Raw genomic sequence first — 19,650 nt, 5'->3', positions numbered from 1 at the left:
CGTGGCCGGTCCGGGTGGTCGTGAGTGGCGATTCGGGTTCTGATCCGAATCGCCACTCACGGCCACCGGCACCAACCGCTCACGAACCGAGGCGCTACTGCCAGTGCGTCCGGTAAGCGAGCCAGCCCCGCATGGCCGCCGCGAGACGGCGCTGCGCCGCGCGGACACCCGTCGTCGCGGGCGGTTCCGGTAGCCGGGAAGCTCGTTCGGCGTGCCCGGCCAGGGCGACACCGAACGCGGTGACCGCCCAGACCGGGACACCGGCCAGCACGGGGCGCCGCCGGAGCAGACGGTCGACGTCGGCGGGCTCGTGCCCGGCGTCGAGCAGGTACGGGACGAGCGCGACCAGATCGAGCCAGCCCGCGCCCCGCGCCGGGTAGCGCCAGTTGGTGACCAGCACCCTGCCCGGCCCGGTCCGCACCAGGTATTCGGGCTGGATGTCGTTGTGCAGCAACGTGTCCCCTGCCGACCAGGGATGCCAGGACGTCTCCAGCTGGACGAGCCGGTCGAGGTTGCGGACGGCCCAGCCGTCGAGGTCGTCCGGCGGTTCCTTCGCCAGTTCGTGCCAGCCGCGCAGGAGCGGGCCGAGATCGTCGAGGGCGTCCGGGACGTCGGGCAGCGGGCACGGCGTGAGCGTGCGCCCGAGCGCGCCGAAGGTGGCCAGCACCGCGGAGAGGTCCGGCGATCCGGGGCGCAGGTTCGGCCTGGTGCCGTCGAAGTCGGCGAACGCCAGCACCAGCCACTCACCATCCACAAAGGACAGAAGCTTCGGCGTGGGCGCCTCCGGGGGAAGCCGTCGCGCGATCGCGGCCTCCGTCCGGTAACCGCCCGCGCGCGGGCTGTCCGCCGGGATCGCCTTCAGGAAGACCCAGTGATGACCGCGGTCGAGTTCGAGCCGCGCGGCGACACCGCCGTCGAACTCCGGGGTCTGCCACAACGAGCGACGGACCACCGACCCGAGCTCACGCTCCACGGCGTCACGCGTCGCCGACGGCAGATCATGCCAGCCGAGGCGTGCGGAAACCGGCAACGCCCTACCACCCCCAGCGATCTCTCCGAGAAGATCGACTGTACCGAAATCCGCCCTTTCGGGTGACAACCGGTCAGGTCGGAACGGGCTTCACGTACCCGGCCCAGCGTTGGAACTCGCTGAACCCGACACGCTCGTAGACACCGAGGGCACGATGAGTGTTGTCCTGGTCGACGTTGAGCGAAGCCCGCTGGAAGCCCTTGGCCTTGGCCTGGGTGAGCGTGTGCCCGAGCAGTGCGCCCGCGATCCCGCGCCCGCGAAGGCTCGCGTCGGTCGCGACGTGGCTGACGTACAGATCCTTCACGCCGGTGGCGGCCGTATCGGAGGCGAAGTGGGCGCTCAGCACCATCGCGACCACCCGGTCCCTCTCCGGGCTCAGCAGCAGGAACGACAGGTCCGGCTGGAAGTCCTTCGCGCCGACGATCAGATGCCGCCACGCTTCCGGGGACTGCTCCGTGCTCCCCCAGTGGTTCGCGAAGGTCTCGTTACGGGACCGCAGCGTGAGGGCCTCGTACTTCTGCTCGTACGCGACGAGCGGGAACTCTTCGGGCAGCGGTTTGACCGGCGGGATCGAGCCGAGGTCCGCCCGCATGTCGACGAACCACCGGGCGTGCTCGTACCCGGCGTCCACGAGTACCTCGGAGAGCCAGCGCTGTTTGGTGTTGGCCGCGGCGTGCAGTTCCAGCGGCACGTCCGGGTGGGACGTCGCGTGGAGCTTCTTGCCCGCCTCCTCGAACCAGCCGGTGAGGCGCGCGGCGATCGCGGCGTCGCGGTACGCGGGGTGGACGAGGGTCTCGACCCGCATCATGTGCACCGGGTCCGCCGCGTCACGTTTCCGGAGCAGACCGTAGGCGACCAGGGTGTCGCCATCCCAGGCACTGGTGGACGCCGTCGGCAGGTCGACGGTCGGCGTACCGATCTCTTCGGCGAGATCCTCCGCGCTGTAGTGCTCCTCGATCGGCTCGGCACGCTCCGCCTCGGCGAAGGTCTCGGCCAGTCGCGGCATGTCGTCCATGGTCAGCGGGCGCCAGGTCAGGCTCATGCGGACGAGGCTAAGCCCGCGCCTCGGGGTGACGCACTCCATTTAGTTACGCTTCCGTGGTGCTCGTGCTCCTGCCCCCTTCCGAGACCAAGGCCGCCGGCGGCACCGGCGCGCCGCTGGACCTCGACGCGTTGTCGTTCCCGGAGTTGAACCCGACCCGGGCGAAGCTGGCCGACGCGCTGACCGAACTGGCCGTCGACGTCCCGGCCAGTGTCGCCGCGCTCGGCATCACGCCGCGGCAGGCCGAGGAGGTCGCCCGCAACGCCGAGCTGTGGACCTCGCCCACGATGCCCGCGTTGCGCCGCTACACCGGGGTCCTCTACGACGCGCTCGACGTGAAGTCGTTCACCAGGGCGACGCTGGCGAAGGCCGAGAAGCGCCTCGCCGTCGCTTCGGCGCTGTTCGGGGTGGTCGCGGCGACCGACCCGATCCCCGCGTACCGGCTTTCGGGTGGCAACGCGTTGCCGTCACTCGGCACGGTCCGCAGCGTGTGGAAGCCAGTCCTCGAACCGGCGCTCCAAGGTGTCGAAGGGCTCGTCGTCGACCTGCGCTCCGGGACCTACTCGGCGCTGGCGAAGCTCCGCCCGGACGCGGTGACCGTGCGCGTCGTGACCGAGGACGCGAAGGGCAACCGGACCACGGTGAGCCACTTCAACAAGGCGTACAAGGGGCGACTGGCCGCGGAGCTGGTGAAGTCGCGCGGCGAACCGTCCACTGTGGAGCAGCTGATGCGGGTCCTGACGAAGGCGGGCCTCGACGTCGAGCGCACCGGGGACCACAGTATCGAACTGCTCACCGGCGACGGGGCGCATTAGTTCCGTACCCCTACGGGCTCCTTCCTCGGTTGTTCCGCCAGGCGCGGATGCGGAAAGTGATTTCCAGCCACCTGGAAAGGAACCACCGTGAACAGAAGACAACTGCTACTGGGGATCGCCACCGCCACCCTCGGCTGCCTCTCGGTCCTCCTGCCCGCTCCGGCGGCCGCCGCGAACCTGCCCGCCGTCACCCCGACGGATCAAGCGGTCGTCCCCGGTGGACTGCACACGAACTCCATCGGCGGCACCCCCGCCTCGGTCCGGGACTACCCGTTCATCATCGCGGGCCTGCGCGAAGGCGGGACACGGCCGCAGGGCCAGACATGCACCGGATCGGTCGTCGCGCCGCGCAAGATCCTGATCGCCGCGCACTGCAAGGACGCGGCGGGCGAGAAGTCCTTCCTTTACGGGCTGGACGACCTCAACGCCGGTGGCGGGACGCGGATCGGCGTCGTCAGCTACGAGAAGCACCCGAAGTACGTCAACTTCGACCAGGGTTACGACGTCGCGGTGGTCACCACGGACGCCGACATCCCGGTGCCCGGCGGCCAGTACGCGAAGGTCGCGACGTCGGCCGACACGGACCTGAACCAGCCGGGCAAGTCCGGGCTGGGACTCGGTTACGGCAAGAAGGACCACAACGACGACACCCGCAACGTCGAACTGCACAAGTTCACGCTGCCGATCGTCCAGGGCAGCAACTGCAACGGCGTCGGCGCGGGCTTCAAAGACGCCACGATGATCTGCAGCGGCTACAGCGACGGCCGCGTCACGATCCTGCCCGGCGACAGCGGCGGGCCGCTGATCGTGGACGGCAAGGTCGTCGGTGTGGCGTCCTGGAGCCGCAGCGATTTCAAGTGGTACAGCGTGTACGGCAGGCTCAACAACGAAATGGGCGACTGGGTCAAGCAGCAGATCGGCGAGCCGCAGAACCCGGAGACGTTCTCGCTCGGGGTGACGCCGTCGGCGCTCAAGGTCGAGCCCGGCAAGTACGTTTCGGCCACGGTGACCAGCAAGCCCGGCAAGAACGGCGCGGAGAAGGTCGATCTCAGTGCTTCGGGACTTCCCGATGGCGCGACGGCGACGTTCCAGCCCTCGTCCATCACGTCGGGTGAGTCGGCGAAGGTGAGCATCGAGGTTCCCGCCGGTACGGCCGAAAAGGACTACGCGGTCACGATCTCGGGCAAGGGCACCATCGACACCGCGACCACGAACCTGACGCTGACCGTCGGCGACGGCGCGCCCCAACCCGGCGAACTCAAGGTGGGCCTGAGCCCCACCAGCGGGACCTCGCAGCCCGGCTTCTTCAGCAACGTCACGGTTTCCGCCACCGGCGGCACGGGCGCGATCACGTTGTCGGCGTCCGGGCAGGGTCTGCCGTTCGCGCCGTTCTTCAGCCCGAAGACGATCTCGAGTGGCGGCAGTTCGACCATGCAGGTGGTCGCGCCGTTCCAGCGCGGCACGTACCCGGTGACCGTCACCGCGACGGACTCGGCGGGCAAGACCGCCACGGCGACCTACACCCTCACGGTCCAATAAGCGAATGCGCGTGAAGGCCCCGAGCTTCTCCGCGCTGGCCCAGCTGCCGGACCTCTGGGTCGGCGAGCTGAAGGCGCTGATCTTCNCTCGCGAACGCGGGCTTCGCGGTGATGACCGGCGGCGGCGCGCTTGCCAGCACCGCCATCGCGGCATTGTGCCCGGGGATACCGGAGACACCGCCGCCCCGAACGGCACCCGCACCGCAGAGCAGCACCCGCTCGTGCGCGGTCTCGACGCCCCAGCGACCCACCTGAGCGGCATCCGCCGCGTAAGGCCACGACAGATCGCGATGGAAGATGTGTCCTGCGGGCAGCCCCAGCTCGGCTTCGAGGTCCAGCGGCGTCTTCGCCTCGACGCACGACCCGCCGTCCGGCGAACGCAGCACACAGTCCTCGATCGGCTCGGCCAGCACACTGTCCAAAGAGGACAAGGTCGCACGCAACGCCTCCTCTCGCGCGGTGTCGTTTCGCCCCTCGAACAGCCGCGCGGGCATGTGCAGGCCGAACAACGTCAGCGTCTGCACCCCGGCCGCCTGTTCGGCCGGGCCGAGGATCGACGGGTCGGTCAGCGAGTGACAGTAGATCTCGCACGGTGGCAGCGACGGGATCCGGCCCGCCGCGGCCTCCGCGTAGGCCGTCGCCAACTGTTCGTAGCCCTCGTTGACGTGGAACGTCCCGCCGAAGGCCTCCCGCGGATCGACACTCGCATCGCGCAGCCTCGGCAACCGTGACAGCACCATGTTCACCTTGAGCTGTGCGCCTTCCGGCGCCTCCGGCGGCTCCTCCCCCAGCAATCGCGCGAGTGTCGCCGGCGCGACGTTCGACAGCACGTGCCCGCCGCGCACGGCGTATTCGTCGTCGCCGAGCCTGTAACGCACCGACCCGCCGGGATCGACGGACAGCACCTCGGCCCCGGTCACCAGCCGCGCCCCGGCCGTCCGCGCGGCCGACGCGAGCGCCCCGGTCACCGCGCCCATCCCGCCCACCGGCACGTCCCAGTCGCCGGTCTGGTTCCCGATCACGTGGTAGAGCAGGCAAAGGTTCTGCCGGAAGTCACCGGCTCCGGCGAAAGTGCCGATCAGCGCGTCGGTCAGGACGACGCCGCGGACGGTGTCGTCGCCGAACATCCCGGTGAGCGTTTCCGAGATCGGCCGTTCGAACAGCGCGTCCCACGCCTCCGGCTCGATGCCCGAACGCAGTTCCTCCCTGGACACCAGCGGTTCGGTCAGGGTGGGGAACGTCCGTTCCGCGGCCTGGGCCGTCATCGCGTAGAACCGCCGCCACGCCTCGAAGTCCTTTGTGGACCCGGTGAGCGCGGAGAACGACGCCGTCGTCCGGCCGTCGTCGCCCGTGTCGACAAGGAGACCACCGTCGCCGACGGGCGTGTACGACGACATCCGTCGCCGCCGGAGATCGAGGCCCAGTCCGAGATCCGCGATGATCTTGCGTGGCAAGAGGCTCACCAGGTACGAGTACCGCGACAGCCGCACGTCGACGCCGGGAAAGGCCCGGAACGACACCGCCGCCCCGCCGACCTCGTCGCGCCGTTCCAGCACCAGCACCGAGCGGCCGGCCCTGGCCAGGTAGGCCGCCGCCACCAGGCCGTTGTGCCCGCCACCGACGATCACGGCGTCGTAGGACTCCATGCAAAGCCTCCCAGCGAAAACGACAGTGCGCCGCGGTCATCGTGACCGCGGCGCACCGCCGTTCGCAAGGACTCAGAAGGTGATGGAGAAGCCTTCGATCGTCCCGCTGTCGAACCGGTAGACGTCACGGACCCGCAGCTTCCAGGTCCCGTTCGCCGGTTCGGACGAGGCGTTCACCGTGTAGGACGTGTGCACGCCGCCCGCCTCGCCGATCCCTCCCGCCTGCTTGAGGCCGAACACCGCGCCGCTCGGCCCGATCAGGTCTATCGCCAGGTCACCGGTGTAGGTGTGCGCGATGTCGACCTTGACGGGCAGCGTCGCCGACGCCTTGCCCTCGCAGCCTTCCTGCGTCACCGAACTGGTCACCGCGTCACCCGCGTCCGGAATGGACACCGGTGTCGTGTTGGATTTGGCCCCGCACGTCGGCGTGGGGCCACCGCCGCCGATGAACGACACGTTCAGCAGCTTGTTGACCGTGCCGGACGGCAGTCCCTTGAGCACGCCGTCGGAGGCGTTGTTCACCAGCGCGTCCCGCGTCTGCTGCGCGGTGGCACCGGAATTCGCGGCGAGGTACAGCGCCGCCGCCCCGGCCACGTGCGGGGTGGCCATCGACGTCCCGCTCATGTTCGCCGAGCCACCGTTGGACGTGGACAGCGACGTGATGTTGCTGCCAGGGGCGAAGATGTCCACGCACGAACTGTGGTTGGAGAACGAGGACTTGTTGTCGCTGCTGTCCGAGGCGCCGACCGTGATCGCCTCGGGGATGCGGGCGGGGCTGACGTTGCAGGCGTTCTGGTTCTCGTTGCCCGCCGCCACCACGTAGACGAAGCCCGCCGCGATGGACTTCTTGATGACGTCGTCGCCGAGCCCGACCTGGTCCATCCGCAGGCTCAGGTTCGCCACCGCCGGTTTGGTGCCGTTCGCGGTGATCCATTCGGCCGCGTCGACGATGGCGGAGTCCGGGCCGTTGCCCGAACAGTCGTTGCCCAGCACCTTCAGCCCGACCAGCTTGACCTTCTTGGCCACGCCGTAGGTCTTGCTGCCAATGGTGCCCGCGGTGTGACTGCCGTGCCCGTTGCAGTCCTTTCCGTTGCCGCCCACGAAGTCCTTGCCGATGGACGCGCGCCCCTCGTACTCCGGGTTCTCCGGATTGATCCCGGTGTCGAGGTCGTACGCGGTGACGCCCTCGCCCGTGTTCGGGTACGTGAAGCTCTTGTCCAGCGGCAGGTTCTTCTGGTCGACCCGGTCGAGGCCCCAGGTCGGGTTGGTCTGCGTGCCGACGGCACGCGCGGTCCCGTCCTGATAGACCGCCTTGACCGCCGGGTCGGCCGCGAGCCGCCGGGCCTGTCTCTCGGACATGCCCTTGACCGAGAACCCGCGGAGCACGTTCTTGTACGCCGACCGGACCTCGCCGCCGTAGCGGCCGGTCAGCGCGGCCGAGGACTGCTCGACCGCCATGGTGCCGACATCGTGGAGCTCCACGATGTACTGATCTCCGTAGTGCTGCTTCGCCTGCACGACAACGCCTTCCGCCTCCGCGGCGAGGGCGTTGCCCGCGGCGAGCGCGGCCAGCGCGGTGGCCGCGACGGCCACCACACCGGCCCGCACGCCGCGCCGCATCAGAGTCCCGCCACGTTCAGCAGCTTGTTGGTCGAACCGGAGCCCGGGCTCGTCACGACACCGTTGGTGGCGGCGTTGGCGAGACCGGAGGCGACGGCGGCGGGAGTGGCCGACGGGTTCGAGGTCAGGTAGATCGCGGCCGCGCCGGCGACATGCGGCGTCGCCATCGAGGTACCGCTCATCTGCTGGGTGCCGCCACCGTTGCGCAGCGACGTGATGCTGGTGCCCGGCGCGAAGATGTCGGTGCAGCTGCCGTAGTTCGAGAACGAGGACCGGCGGTCGTCGCTCTGGGTGGCGTTGACGGTGATGGCCTCGCGGACGCGGGCCGGACTGGTGGAGCAGGCGTCCGTGTTGGAATTGCCGGAGGCCACCGTGTTGGTGATACCCGCGGAAACGGCGCGGCGCACGGCGGCGTCGACACCGGAGTCGGCCGGGCCACCGAGGCTCATCGTGAGCACCGACGGGCCCTTGGCGTTCTTCACGACCCAGTCGATCCCGCTGATGATCTGCGAGTACTGGCCGCTGCCCTGGCAGTTCAGCACGCGGACCGAGACGATCTTGGCGCCCTTGGCGACGCCGTAGGTGGCGCTGCCGACGGTACCGGCGACGTGCGTGCCGTGGCCCTGGCAGTCGCGGGCGTCGCTGTCGTTGTCGATGAAGTCGTACCCGCTGGTCGCGCGGCCGCCGAATTCGGTCTGGCGGTAGTCGACACCGGTGTCGAGGACGTAGACGGTCGCCCCGGATCCGGTGTTCGGGTAGGTGTACTTCTTGTCCAGCGGCAGGTTCTTCTGGTCGATCCGGTCCAGGCCCCAGGTCGGGTTGGTCTGGGTGCCGGTCATATGCGCGACCGCGTCCTGCTGGACGAAGTCGACGTTCGGGTCGGCGGCGAGCCGTTTCGCCTGCGCCTCGGTCATCTTCACCGAGAAACCGTTGAGCGCGGCGGTGTAGGTCGCCTTCACCTGGCCGCCGTACTTGGCCGCGAGGCCGGCGTCGCCGCTCTTGAGCGAGACGATGTACCCGTCCGTGACGGCTCCCGGCACACCGGCGCCGCGGATCTGCCCCTCGGCGGCCGCGGCCGGTCCGGCGAAGGCCACGGTGGCCGCCGCACAGGCCCCGGCGAGCACCGCACCCGCGATCCGGTGACGTCGAAGTTCTCCACGCATTTCCTGAGCTCCGTTCACTCGAACAGGTGGTTCGCACCGGCGGGGATCCACGCCGGTGCCGTGACGTGCCGTCACGCATGAATCACTTTCGGGTGGCGGGACCTGCGCGAACAAGCGAGGCAACAGTCCGTAGGACTACGTATCTAATAGGCGAACTCCCCCTGCCCTACGAAAGTTCTGTGACGGTCCGAGTGGGTTCCGTGATCACTAAGCAGGCGCTTAAGCTGCGTTCACTCGAACGGTGTGGTTCGTGAAGCGGGGGTGACCCGGCAATGGTGATCGGTGGCTGCCGACGCACGACGAGCTCGCCCGTGCTCGTCGGCCGTGAGGCGGAACTACGCGAACTCCTCGACGGCGCGATGCGCTCGCCGTCGGTGATCATGCTCGAAGGCGAAGCGGGGGTGGGCAAGACTCGGCTCGCCGCCGAACTGCTGGCCTGCCCCGAACTGGCCGGACGGCCGGTCCTCACCGGAACCTGCCAGCCGCTGCGCGAGCCCTTCCCGTACGGCGTGGTCTTCGACGCGCTGAAGGACATCCACCCGGCACGCGACCTCAACCCCGTGACCGGCGTCCTCGCGCCCTATCTGCCGGAACTCGCGGCCTTCCTGCCGGAGCCGCCGCCCCGGCTCGGAGATCCGAGGGCCGAACGGCACCGGCTCTTCCGCGCCGTCCGGGAACTGCTCGGCTCGCTGGGCCCGCACGTCCTCCTCGTCGAAGACCTCCAGTGGGCGGACGACGGATCCCGCCGCCTGCTGCGGTTCCTGATGACCGACCCGCCCGCGGGCCTGACCCTCCTGCTCACGTACCGGCGCGAAGAGACGCCCGGCGGTATCCCGCTCGGCAGCGCCTATCGGCCGGTGCCCGGCACCGCGCACGCGCTCGTCACACTCCGGCCGTTGGACCGCGACGGCGTCCAGGCGCTGGTTTCGGCGCTGCTCGGCGGAGCGAACGTGTCCGCCGAGTTCGCCGCGCGGCTGCACGAGCGGACCGCGGGGATCCCGTTCGTGGTCGAGGAGATCGTGCACGCGATCGGCGGCGTCGAGGGAGCGGTGCACGCCGACGGCGCGACCGCACGGCATCTGCTCGACACGGTCGAAGTCCCGGCGCTGCTGCGGGAAGCGACGGTCGAACACCTCGTCGCGCTGCCACCGGCCGCCCGGCGGATCGCCGAAGCCGCCGCGGTCCTCGCCACACCGTCCACTTCGGACCTGCTGACCGCGGCGGCCGCGCTCACCCCCGAGCGTGCCCGCCGCGCGCTCGTCCTCGCGCTCGAACGCAACGTCCTGGTGGAAACCGGTGAAGGTACCTACGGCTTCCGGCACGCGTTCGCCCAGCGGGCCGCGTACCGCACCATCCCCGGCCCCGATCGCCAGGAACTGCACCGGCGGGCCGCGCGGCTGCTGCGCGACCGCCTCCCGCAATCCCTGGTACGGCTGGCCGAGCATTGCCGCAAGGCGGGTGACCGGGCCGGCGCCCTGAAATACGGCGAAGCGGCCGCGGACCAGGCGTCCGCGGTCGGTGATCTCGCGACCGCGACGGATCTGCTCCGTACCCTGCTCGACGAACCGGGACTGCAACCGTCCGATGTGGACAGGCTGGCGGTCAAGTTCAGTTCGGTGGCGTGCAACGGCCTCGCGCAGACCGAGGTCGTCCCGGCGCTGGAGCGGTTGCTCACCGACGGCAGGCTGTCCGGACGCCTGAGCGGCGAGGTCCGGCTGGGGCTCGGGCTCCTGCTGGTGCGCCAGGCAGGCGGGCTGGAGGCCGCGAGGACCGAGATCGAGATCGCCGTCAACGACCTCGCCGACCGGCCCGACCTGGCCGGACGCGGGATGGGCGTCCTCGCGCAGCCGTGGGTCGGCGCGACCCCGCTGCGGGAGCACCGGCGCTGGATGGACCGGGTGGACGGGCTCATCGAGCGGGCCACCGACCGGCGGCTGAAGATCATCCTGCTGGCCAACAACGCGGCGTCGCGGCTGCACATCGGGGACGCCCGCGGCTGGGACATGCTGGACCGGGCGCCCACCAGCGTCGGTTCCGCCGACGAACAGCGGCATCTGGCGCGGCTGCACTGCAACAGCGCCGACGCGTGCGCCTGGACGGGCCATCATCGGCGGGCCAGAAGCCTGTTGCACAGCGGGATGCAGCTGGCCGCCGACTGCGGGGCGCCGTACGTCGTCAGCACCGCCCGCGCGACGGCCGTCCACACCGACTGGCTCACCGGGAACTGGGACGGCCTCGCCGAACGGGCCCGCGCGCTGATCGACGAGTACCGCGACCTCCTGCCGGTGACCAGCGAACTGTGCCTGGTCCTCGGCCTGCTCGCCGCCGCGCGCGGCGAATGGGACGAGGCCGCCGCCCGGTTCGCCGGCACCGCGGCGGACCAGCCGGAGAACGCGTTCACGCCGGTCGCGATCGCCGCGCACGCCGGGATGGCGGGCATGCTGCTCGCGCAGGATCTCGGCGAGGCCGCCGTCGCGCAGGCCGACAAGGGACTGGAACTCCTGCGCGCCAAGGGTGTCTGGGCCTGGGGCGCCGATCTGCTGATGGCCTCCGTCGACGCGTACTGCGCCACCGGACGGGACGCCGAAGCGCACGCGCTGACCGACGAGTTCGAACGCGAGATCGGCGATCTCGACGCGCCGTCGACCCGGGCGGCGCTGGCCGCGAACCGCGGCCTGATCGCGGCGTCCCGGGGCGAGCACACGGAGGCGATCGAGGCCTTCGAGCAGGCTCGGACCCGGTTCGAGGCCCTCCCCGCGCCGTATCACGCGGCCCTGATCGCCGAACGCGCCGCGCGCTGCCGTCTGGCCCGCGACGAGGACGTCGCCGAAACCTTCGCGGCGCTCGCGGAGACCTTCGACCACCTCGGCGCCACCCGCGACGCCGCGCGCTGCCGCCACGCCTTCCGGTCCACCGGCGCGGTGGCCCCGTCGCGGCGCGGCCGCCGTGGGTACGGTGACGAGCTGTCCCCCCGCGAGCGCGACGTCGCCCGCCTGCTGGCCGCCGGGCATACGAACCGGGAGATCGCCGAGGTGCTGTTCCTGTCCCGGCGCACGGTGGAACAGCACGTCGCCAGTGTCCTGCGGAAGCTGAAGGTGCGGTCGCGGAGCGAGCTGGCGGGACTGCGGTCGGCATAGGGGCTTCGGGCGTGGCGGTGAGGCTTCGGTGCGGGTGGTCGTGAGTGGCGATTCGGGTTAGAACCCGATGGTGCCGAANTCCGGCCCTAGCCCGCAATGAAGGGGCCTTTCATCGCAGATTTCGCGATGAAAGGCCCCTTCATCGCATCCGCAGCAGGGACCACTACACCGGCCGCCCTGGCCCGGATGGGAGACTGCGGGACGTGACTTCTTCCGGCCCCGCTTCCCAGAACCTCCCGCCCGACCAGGTCTTCGACTGGCTCGACGTGGAGGCGGAGAAGCGGGCCGAGGCCGGGCTGGTGCGCAAGCTGCGCATCCGGCAGGCGCAGGAACCGGAGCTGGATCTCGCGGGTAACGACTACCTCGGGCTCGCCAGGGACAAGCGTGTCGCCGGTGCCGCCGCGGCGGCCGCGTTGCGCTGGGGCGCCGGGGCGACAGGTTCCCGGCTCGTCTCCGGCACCACAGAGGTCCACGCCGAACTCGAGCACGAGCTCGCCCGCTTCTGCGGCACACAGGCCGCGCTGGTCTTCTCGTCCGGCTTCACCGCGAACCTCGGCGCCGTCACGGCCCTGTCCGGCGCGGATTCCGCGATCGTCACGGACAAGTACATCCATGCGTCGCTGATCGAGGGCTGCCGCCTGTCCCGCTCGGACATCGCCGCCGTCGCGCACAGCGACCCGAGCGCCTTCAAGCACGCGCTCGCGACCCGCCGCAAACCGCGCGCGCTCGTCGTCACCGATTCCGTGTTCTCCGTCGACGGCGACATCGCCCCGCTGGAGCAGCTCGCCGGTGTCTGCCGGGAGCACGGCGCCTCACTGCTGGTCGACGACGCGCACGGCTTCGGCGTCCTCGGCGAGGGCGGCCGCGGCGCCGTCCACGCGGCGGGACTCTCCGGCGCGCCGGACGTCGTCACCACGATCACCCTGTCGAAATCCCTTGGGGCGCAAGGCGGTGCGGTGCTCGGGCCGCGTCGGGTGATCAAGCATCTCGTGGATACCGCGCGCAGTTTCATCTTCGACACCGGCCTCGCGCCCGCCAGTGCCGCCGCCGCGCTGGCCGCGCTCAGCGCGTTGAAGGCCGAGCCCGAGCTGGCCACCAAGGTGACCGAAGCCGCCGGAAACCTCGCGATGCGGCTGAAGTCGGCGGGTTTCCGAGTCAGTCTCCCGGACGCCGCGGTGATCTCGGTGCAGGCGCCGTCACCGGAATCGGCCGTCGCGTGGGCGGCCGCGTGCGCCGATCAGGGTGTGCGGGTCGGCTGCTTCCGCCCGCCGTCCGTGCCCGACGGCATCTCCCGCCTGCGCCTGACCGCGCGGGCCGACCTCACCGAGGCCGACGTGGACCGCGCGGTCGGGGTGATCACGGCCGCGGCGCCTCTCGGCGCCACATCGTGAGGTGCGGGATCCCGTCCTCCATGAACTCTTCGCCTTCGACCACGAAGCCGTACTTGGCGTAGAAATCCGTCGCGTACGTCTGCGCGTCGAGGACGCACGGCGCGTCCCCGATGCCCGCGAGCGCGGTCTCCATCAGCCGTCCCGCCAGGCCTTTGCCGCGTGAGCGGACGGCCGTGCACACCCTGCCGATGCGGAAGGTGCCGCCGGCGTCCTGCAGCACCCGCAGGTACGAGTCGACGGCGACGGAACCCCCGATCCAGAGATGCCGGGTGCCGGGCAGGAGGTCACGCCCGTCGATCTCGTGATAGGCGCAGTCCTGCTCGACGACGAACACGTCCACGCGCAGGCGGAGGATGCCGTGCAGCTGCGCGGCGGTGATCTCGTCACCGGCGACGGACAGCGGGAACGACGTGGTCTCGATGATCGGGGTGTCGGTGCTCACGCCCACTTGTTAGCACATCGGACGTGAAGAAGGCATCGATCAGCCGATCAGGCCCCGGTTCTTCTGCTGGGAGATCTCGTCCGCGAAGTGGGAGACACGGGTGTAAACGCCGGGTTTGCCCGCCTTCGCGCAGCCTTCACCGAACGAAACGATCCCGATCAGCGTGTCGCCCACCATGAGCGGTCCGCCCGAATCGCCCTGGCAGGCGTCGACGCCGCCTTCGGGGTAGCCGGCGCACACCATGTCGCTCGGGTCGTAGCCCGAGTACGCGGTGCGGCAGGTCTTGTCGCTGACGACCGGGACGACCGCGCTGCGCAGGTAGTCCGATCGCGCGCCGCCCTCGGCGACCCGGCCCCAGCCGAGGACGGTCGCCTTGGTGCCTTCGCTGTACAGGTCGGCGTCGCCGTTGTCCGCGACCTTCGCGGGCCGGTACGGCAGCTGGCCGCTGACCGTCATCACCGCGATGTCGTCACCCTTGCCGGGATCGCCGCTGTAGTCGGGGCTGACCCAGATCCGCGAAACCCGCAGTTCCACGCCGTCCCGGGAGCGCTTGTTGTCCCGCCCCGCCACCACGCGGACATCGGCGCGTTTGACCGCGACCGCGCAGTGCGCCGCCGTCGCGACCGTGGTGGAACTGACGATCACCGCGCCGCAGTACTGGTTGCCGCCGCGATCGGCCAGATACACCGCGTACGGGTACTGCGAGACCGAAGCCTTGCCGCCGCCGACGATCCTCGGCTGGGCAGCCTGTTCCGGGCCGCTCATCGAGCTGTCGTCCGCCGACGCGCTGTTGACCGCGACCGGCACCATCACGGCCGTCGCGAGCACCGCTCCGACCGCGAGCAGCAGCGTGCGACGTGACTTCTTGGGCATGTTCTGTCCCTTCACCGGGGCGTACGTACGGTCAAACCCTGGGAAGTCATTCGACTCCAGCGCGTACACGAGCGATCGCGAATACCCTAATCGGAGAAAGCCCGATGTGGTGTCACTGAAACGGGTGGACCTGTGCTCACCGAACGCATCTGTCACCCTGGACCCGCGCGGGCTACGGCGACGGTTCTGGCGGCTACGGCCCTTCTGCTCTTCTCGTGTTCCGGTCCCGCCCCGCCTGCCTCGGCACCCGCACCGTCCACATCGGCCGCACCTGCCTGGCAGGTCGGCGCGAAGCCGCTTCCCTTGCGCGGTGACGGTTTCGGGCAGATCCTCCCGACTCCTCCTGTGCTGGCGAACCGTTCCCTGCCGACCACCGACCTGCTTCCGCCGCCCGCCGGAAACCGGTTCTCGGGCACGGTGAATCCCGTTCCCGCCGACGTGCTCGCGCGCAGCAGCTGGCAGGCGGACTGCCCCGTCTCGGCAGGCGAACTGAGCTATCTCACGCTCTCGTTCTGGGGTTTCGACGGCCGTGCGCATACGGGGGAAATCACCGTATTCGGGCAGTTGTTCGCCGCGGCGCGCGGCCAGACGAACTGGTCCGCGCACGCCTACGGGCTCGCGATCGACGTCGACCCCTTCTGCAACCCGTACACCAAGGGCGACCTCGTGCTGCCCGAGCTGGCGTCGGCGTACCTCGACCGGGGAAACCGGCGGCCGGGGATGATCACCGCCGGCGACCGGACCGTGGCCGCCTTCTCCGCGATCGGCTGGACCTGGGGCGGCACCTGGACGACGCCGACGGACCGGATGCACTTCAGCGCCGACGGGCGCTGAACCGGGAACAACCGCACGCCGTGACAAGTTGGCTAGAGTCGGAACCACCCGCTCCCCCGCCGCAAAGGAAGACAGCGTGCCCCACTACGACCTGGTCATCGTCGGTACCGGATCGGGCAACTCGATCCTCGACCCGCGCTTCGCGGACTGGAACACGGCGATCGTGGAGAAGGGCACGTTCGGTGGGACCTGCCTGAACGTGGGCTGCATCCCGACGAAGATGTTCGTGCACGCCGCCAACGTCGCGGCCACGCCCGCCACGTCGTCGAAGTTCGGCGTCGACGAGGAGCTGACCGGGGTCCGCTGGCGCGACGTGCGCGACCGGATCTTCGGCCGGATCGATCCGATCGCCGCCGGCGGTCGCGAATACCGCGTCCAGCACGAGGACAACAAGAACGTCACCGTGTACGAGGGCGAAGGCCGCTTCACCGGGCACAAGGAGCTGCGGGTCTCCTACTCCGACGGCCGCCCTGCCGAGACGATCACCGCCGACAAGTTCGTGCTGGCCGCGGGCGGGCGCCCGGTGATCCCGGACGTCCCCGGTCTCGCCGAAACCGGCTACCACACCTCCGACACGGTGATGCGGCTCGCCGAGCTGCCGTCGAGCATCGTGATTCTGGGCGGCGGGTACATCGCGGCCGAGTTCGCGCACGTCTTCGCCTCGTTCGGGGTGAACGTGACCGTGGTCAACCGGTCCGGCGCGCTGCTGCGCTCCGAGGACGACGACGTCAGCGCCCGGTTCACCGAACTGGCGTCGCAGCGGTTCGACGTCCGGCTCGACCGGAAGACCGTCCGCGCGCGCAAGACCGCGTCGGGCGTCGCTCTGGACCTCGAAGGCCCGGAAGGCGCCGAGACTGTCGAGGCCGACGTGCTCCTGGTCGCCACCGGCCGCACGCCGAACTCCGACCTCCTCGACGTCGCCGCCACCGGCGTGACCACGGGCGAGCGCGGGCACGTCGTGGTCGACGAGTACCAGCAGACCGTGGTCGACGGGATCTACGCGCTCGGCGACATCTCGTCGGTCTTCGAGCTGAAGCACGTCGCGAACCACGAGCAGCGCGTCGTGCAGCACAACCTGCTGCACCCGGACGAGCGGATCGAGGCCGACCACCGGTTCGTCCCGCACGCGGTGTTCACCTCGCCGCAGGTCGCTTCGGTCGGGCTGACCGAACGCGAGGCGCGCGAGCGTGGCGTTTCGTACGTGACGTCGCACCAGGACTACGCGGGCATCGCGTACGGCTGGGCGATGGAGGACACCACCGGCTTCGCGAAGCTGCTCGCCGACCCGGCCACCGGGCAGCTGCTGGGTGCGCACATCATCGGCCCGCAGGCGTCCTCGGTGATCCAGCCGCTGATCCAGGCGATGAGCTTCGGGCTGGACGCGAAGAGCATGGCGCGCGGGCAGTACTGGATCCACCCGGCGATGCCGGAACTGGTCGAGAACGCGCTGCTGAACCTTCCGCTGGACTGACCCTTCGCCGCATTTAGTCCTCTAAACGCGCTCTCAGACGACGCGATCGCAGGCGCGGGCGCCGTTCCGCGCCGCGAGCGCGCTCACCGCGTTCATCTCGGCGTCCGAGGCGCCCATCAAGACGGCCGAGCGGGCCCCGTCCTCCGAGAACCGCTCGCCCGCCTCGACGTACCGGCGGATCGCCGCCAAGAACTCCTCCCGCGCGGATGCCGCCCCTCCTGGCACCGCGCGGACCCCCGTCGCCCCCTTGAGGACGTCCTTGGCGTCGTCCACCCGCGTCGCGACGTAGTGCTGCCACTTGCGCAGTTCCGTCGCGGCGTCCCCCTTCGGATCCGGCCAGTAGCGCTCGATATCCGCGCCGCTGTCCTTCCATACCCACACGCACACCCGGTCCACGGCGCGGTAGAACTCGTGCGGCGAAGCCACCGCCGCGGGCCGCTCCGGCGCCACGGCGACGCACACCGCGGCGAAACAGGCCAGAGCCGCCCCGTACGCCAGTCCCTCCACCGCGCCGACCCCCAGAACCGAGTTTTGAACAGGTTCAACTCAATCAGGCTATGGCTCCGCCCCTAGCCGGGTCAAGATGTTTTTTGAACGCGTTCAGACGAAGCGGCGGCGGCCGGCCAAGGCGCCGAAGGTCATCTGCGCGGCGAAGACGGCGAGCATCATGATCCAGGGAACGGTCCAGCCGTGGGTGAGATCGTGAAGCAGCCCGAAGAGGAACGGCCCGACGGCGGCCATCAGGTAACCGATGCCCTGCGCCATCCCCGACAGCCGCGCGGTGTCCTCGCCGGTGCGCGCCCGCAGCGCGATCACCGTCAGCGCGAGCGAGAAGACGCTCATCCCGAGCCCGATGAGGATGCACCAGAGCAGCGGCGAGGCGGCCGGAGCGACCATCATGCCGACCATGCCGACGAAGCCGGGAACACCCAGTCCGACGATCCACGGGCTCTGGCTCTTGTGCCGCGCGGCCATCGGCGCCACCACGAGACTGATCGGGACGGCGATGAGCGAGATCAGGCCGAGCAGCAGCCCGGAATCCCCCTTGCTCACCCCCGCGTCGATCATCACTTCCGGCAGCCAGCCCATCACGACGTAGGCCAAAAAGGCCTGAGTTCCGAAGAAAAGCGTGACCATCCACGCAAGGGGGCTACGCAGGAGCGATCGCCCGCTACCCTGCTTGCCTGCCTCGACAACGGGCGCACGCCCCGCACCGCGGGCTGCGAGAATCCAGACGAGGAGTGCGAGCACCGCCAGTACCGACCAGGCGCCGAGACCTTGGCGCCAGCCGCCGAACGCGTTCTCCAAGGGAGGGGTGAGCGCGGACCCCAGGGCGCCCCCGCCCTGCAGAGCGGCGGTGTACACGCCGGTCATCATGCCGACACGTGCCGGGAAGGAGTCCTTGATGACGACCGGGATCAGTACGTTCGCCAGGGCGATTCCCGCCGTGGCCACCAGGGTTCCCCCGAGCACGACGTACGGTCCGTCGAGCACCCGCAGCACCAGGCCGACGGCCAGCACCGAAAGCGCGGAAGCGATGGCCGCGCCGATGCCGAATCGGCGGGCCAGCAGGGGCGCGGCGAGACCGGCGGCGGCGAAACAGAGGCCGGGGAGCGTGGTGAGCACACCGGCCCAGGTCGCCGTGGCACCGAGGTCGTCGCGCATCTCGCCGAGGATCGGGCCGACACTGGTGATGGCCGGGCGCAGGTTGAGCGCCACCAGGATCACCGCGACACCGAGCAGCACGCCGCCGGTGATCACCCCCGGCCGCCACTCCGTTTCGATCGAGCCTTCGAGTTCAAGACTTTCGTCGAACGGGGAAACGGGTTCTCGGGAGTCGACACGCACGTCGGCTAGTATCACATACATAGGATGATTGGATGAAGGGACAACGCTGTGCCATTGGCCACCACGCGCCGTGCCGGCCTGGTCGATCAGGTCATCGAGCAGCTGCGTGACGCCGTCACGCAGGGAGAATGGCCCATCGGTCAGCGGATTCCGACCGAACCGGAGCTGGCAGGACAGCTCGGCGTCGGGCGTAACACCGTCCGCGAGGCCGTGCGCGCGCTCGCGCACACGGGGCTGCTCGAGGTCCGGCAGGGCGACGGGACCTACGTGCGGGCGACGAGCGAGGTCTCGGGCGCCATCCGGCGGTTGTGCGGTTCGGAACTGCGCGAGGTGCTGCAGGTGCGGCGCATCCTCGAGGTCGAAGGCGCCCGGCTCGCGGCCGCGTCGCGGACCGACGAGGAGGTCGCCGAGCTGAAGACACTGCTCGAACGCCGCAACGCCGAGCTGCGCGATGGCCATTGGGAGGATTTCGCCCGCCTCGACGCGGAATTCCACTTCGCCGTCGTCCAAAGTGGACATAACACGCTGCTGACCGAGATGTACCGCGGGCTCACCGAGGTGATCACGGCCAGCGTGGCCGCCACGTCGAACGTGACGCCGGGGCGCGAGTACCTGCCGGAGATAGGGCACGAAGGCCTCGCCGAGGCCATCGCCGACCGCGACGCCGACCGGGCCGCCAGCGAGGCGTGCGGTTTCCTGGACGAGCTCTTGGCCCGCGTGGAGCAGGACGAGAGCTGAAGGGGACTTTCCCCGCATAGGACGAGACGAAAGGGCCCTTCACCGCATCGGATGCCGACATC

General features: G+C 70.1%; 15 protein-coding genes and 1 pseudogene. 7 read left to right on the top strand and 9 right to left on the bottom strand.

Going from position 1 to position 19,650, the window contains the following annotated elements:
- Positions 1-94 precede the first annotated feature (94 nt).
- The gene (locus LCL61_RS15100; RefSeq protein WP_340687402.1) at positions 95-1,030 is read right to left on the bottom strand and encodes an aminoglycoside phosphotransferase; all 936 of its coding nucleotides are present in this window, start codon (positions 1,028-1,030) and stop codon (positions 95-97) included.
- Between the two features lie 73 nt (positions 1,031-1,103).
- Positions 1,104-2,072: a GNAT family N-acetyltransferase gene (locus LCL61_RS15095; protein WP_340687401.1), complete on the bottom strand. Its 969-nt coding sequence runs from the start codon at positions 2,070-2,072 to the stop codon at positions 1,104-1,106.
- A 59-nt stretch (positions 2,073-2,131) separates the two neighbouring features.
- Between LCL61_RS15095 and yaaA the strand changes: the two genes are divergently transcribed.
- Complete coding sequence (gene yaaA / locus LCL61_RS15090) at positions 2,132-2,887, top strand: peroxide stress protein YaaA (RefSeq protein WP_340687400.1); 756 nt, start codon at positions 2,132-2,134, stop codon at positions 2,885-2,887.
- A gap of 87 nt (positions 2,888-2,974) precedes the next feature.
- A complete protein-coding gene (locus tag LCL61_RS15085; protein WP_340687399.1) occupies positions 2,975-4,426 on the top strand; it encodes a trypsin-like serine protease in 1,452 nt (483 codons plus the stop codon).
- Between the two features lie 130 nt (positions 4,427-4,556).
- Here LCL61_RS15085 and LCL61_RS15080 read toward each other — a convergent pair.
- The 3 genes and pseudogenes from LCL61_RS15080 to LCL61_RS15070 all read right to left on the bottom strand — a co-directional run.
- Positions 4,557-6,071 (bottom strand): annotated as a pseudogene (locus LCL61_RS15080) (phytoene desaturase family protein); the annotation flags it as partial.
- Between the two features lie 72 nt (positions 6,072-6,143).
- Positions 6,144-7,691 (bottom strand): S8 family serine peptidase, encoded by a 1,548-nt coding sequence (locus LCL61_RS15075; RefSeq protein WP_340687397.1) that lies wholly within the window; start codon positions 7,689-7,691, stop codon positions 6,144-6,146.
- Positions 7,691-8,854: a S8 family peptidase gene (locus LCL61_RS15070; RefSeq protein ID WP_340687396.1), complete on the bottom strand. Its 1,164-nt coding sequence runs from the start codon at positions 8,852-8,854 to the stop codon at positions 7,691-7,693. Before LCL61_RS15070 ends, LCL61_RS15075 begins: the two co-directional genes overlap by 1 nt.
- A gap of 311 nt (positions 8,855-9,165) precedes the next feature.
- Here LCL61_RS15070 and LCL61_RS15065 point away from each other — a divergent pair, with 311 nt between their 5' ends.
- A complete protein-coding gene (locus LCL61_RS15065; protein WP_340688588.1) occupies positions 9,166-11,991 on the top strand; it encodes an ATP-binding protein in 2,826 nt (941 codons plus the stop codon).
- 203 nt (positions 11,992-12,194) lie between these two features.
- A complete protein-coding gene (locus tag LCL61_RS15060; protein ID WP_340687395.1) occupies positions 12,195-13,382 on the top strand; it encodes an 8-amino-7-oxononanoate synthase in 1,188 nt (395 codons plus the stop codon).
- Here the strand turns inward: LCL61_RS15060 and LCL61_RS15055 are convergent.
- Together LCL61_RS15055 and LCL61_RS15050 are read right to left on the bottom strand one after the other, a co-directional pair.
- Complete coding sequence (locus tag LCL61_RS15055; RefSeq protein WP_340687394.1) at positions 13,348-13,830, bottom strand: GNAT family N-acetyltransferase; 483 nt, start codon at positions 13,828-13,830, stop codon at positions 13,348-13,350. The genes LCL61_RS15060 and LCL61_RS15055 overlap by 35 nt on opposite strands.
- A gap of 33 nt (positions 13,831-13,863) precedes the next feature.
- Positions 13,864-14,697 carry a serine protease gene (locus LCL61_RS15050; protein ID WP_340687393.1) on the bottom strand — a complete coding sequence of 278 codons (834 nt, stop codon included), beginning with the start codon at positions 14,695-14,697 and terminating at the stop codon, positions 13,864-13,866.
- Positions 14,698-15,000: 303 nt separating this feature from the next.
- Here LCL61_RS15050 and LCL61_RS15045 point away from each other — a divergent pair, with 303 nt between their 5' ends.
- Together LCL61_RS15045 and LCL61_RS15040 are read left to right on the top strand one after the other, a co-directional pair.
- Positions 15,001-15,531, top strand: a complete 531-nt coding sequence (locus LCL61_RS15045) for a M15 family metallopeptidase (RefSeq protein WP_425342044.1) — start codon at positions 15,001-15,003, stop codon at positions 15,529-15,531.
- A 76-nt stretch (positions 15,532-15,607) separates the two neighbouring features.
- Positions 15,608-17,002, top strand: coding sequence for a mycothione reductase (locus LCL61_RS15040; protein ID WP_340687392.1), 1,395 nt, complete (start codon positions 15,608-15,610; stop codon positions 17,000-17,002).
- 33 nt (positions 17,003-17,035) lie between these two features.
- Here LCL61_RS15040 and LCL61_RS15035 read toward each other — a convergent pair whose 3' ends face one another.
- Together LCL61_RS15035 and LCL61_RS15030 are read right to left on the bottom strand one after the other, a co-directional pair.
- The gene (locus LCL61_RS15035) at positions 17,036-17,509 is read right to left on the bottom strand and encodes a hypothetical protein (protein WP_340687391.1); all 474 of its coding nucleotides are present in this window, start codon (positions 17,507-17,509) and stop codon (positions 17,036-17,038) included.
- A 93-nt stretch (positions 17,510-17,602) separates the two neighbouring features.
- On the bottom strand, positions 17,603-18,850 hold the full coding sequence (locus LCL61_RS15030) for an MFS transporter (protein ID WP_340687390.1): 1,248 nt from the start codon (positions 18,848-18,850) through the stop codon (positions 17,603-17,605).
- Between the two features lie 48 nt (positions 18,851-18,898).
- Between LCL61_RS15030 and LCL61_RS15025 the strand changes: the two genes are divergently transcribed.
- Entirely contained in the window at positions 18,899-19,588 is a 690-nt protein-coding gene (locus tag LCL61_RS15025; RefSeq protein ID WP_340687389.1) for a FadR/GntR family transcriptional regulator, read from the top strand.
- The last annotated feature ends 62 nt before the right edge of the window (positions 19,589-19,650 follow it).

The organism is Amycolatopsis coloradensis (assembly GCF_037997115.1).
GTDB lineage: Bacteria > Actinomycetota > Actinomycetes > Mycobacteriales > Pseudonocardiaceae > Amycolatopsis > Amycolatopsis coloradensis_A.
Note: the sequence above shows the minus strand (reverse complement) of the source record. Positions and strands in the feature narration are given on the sequence as shown.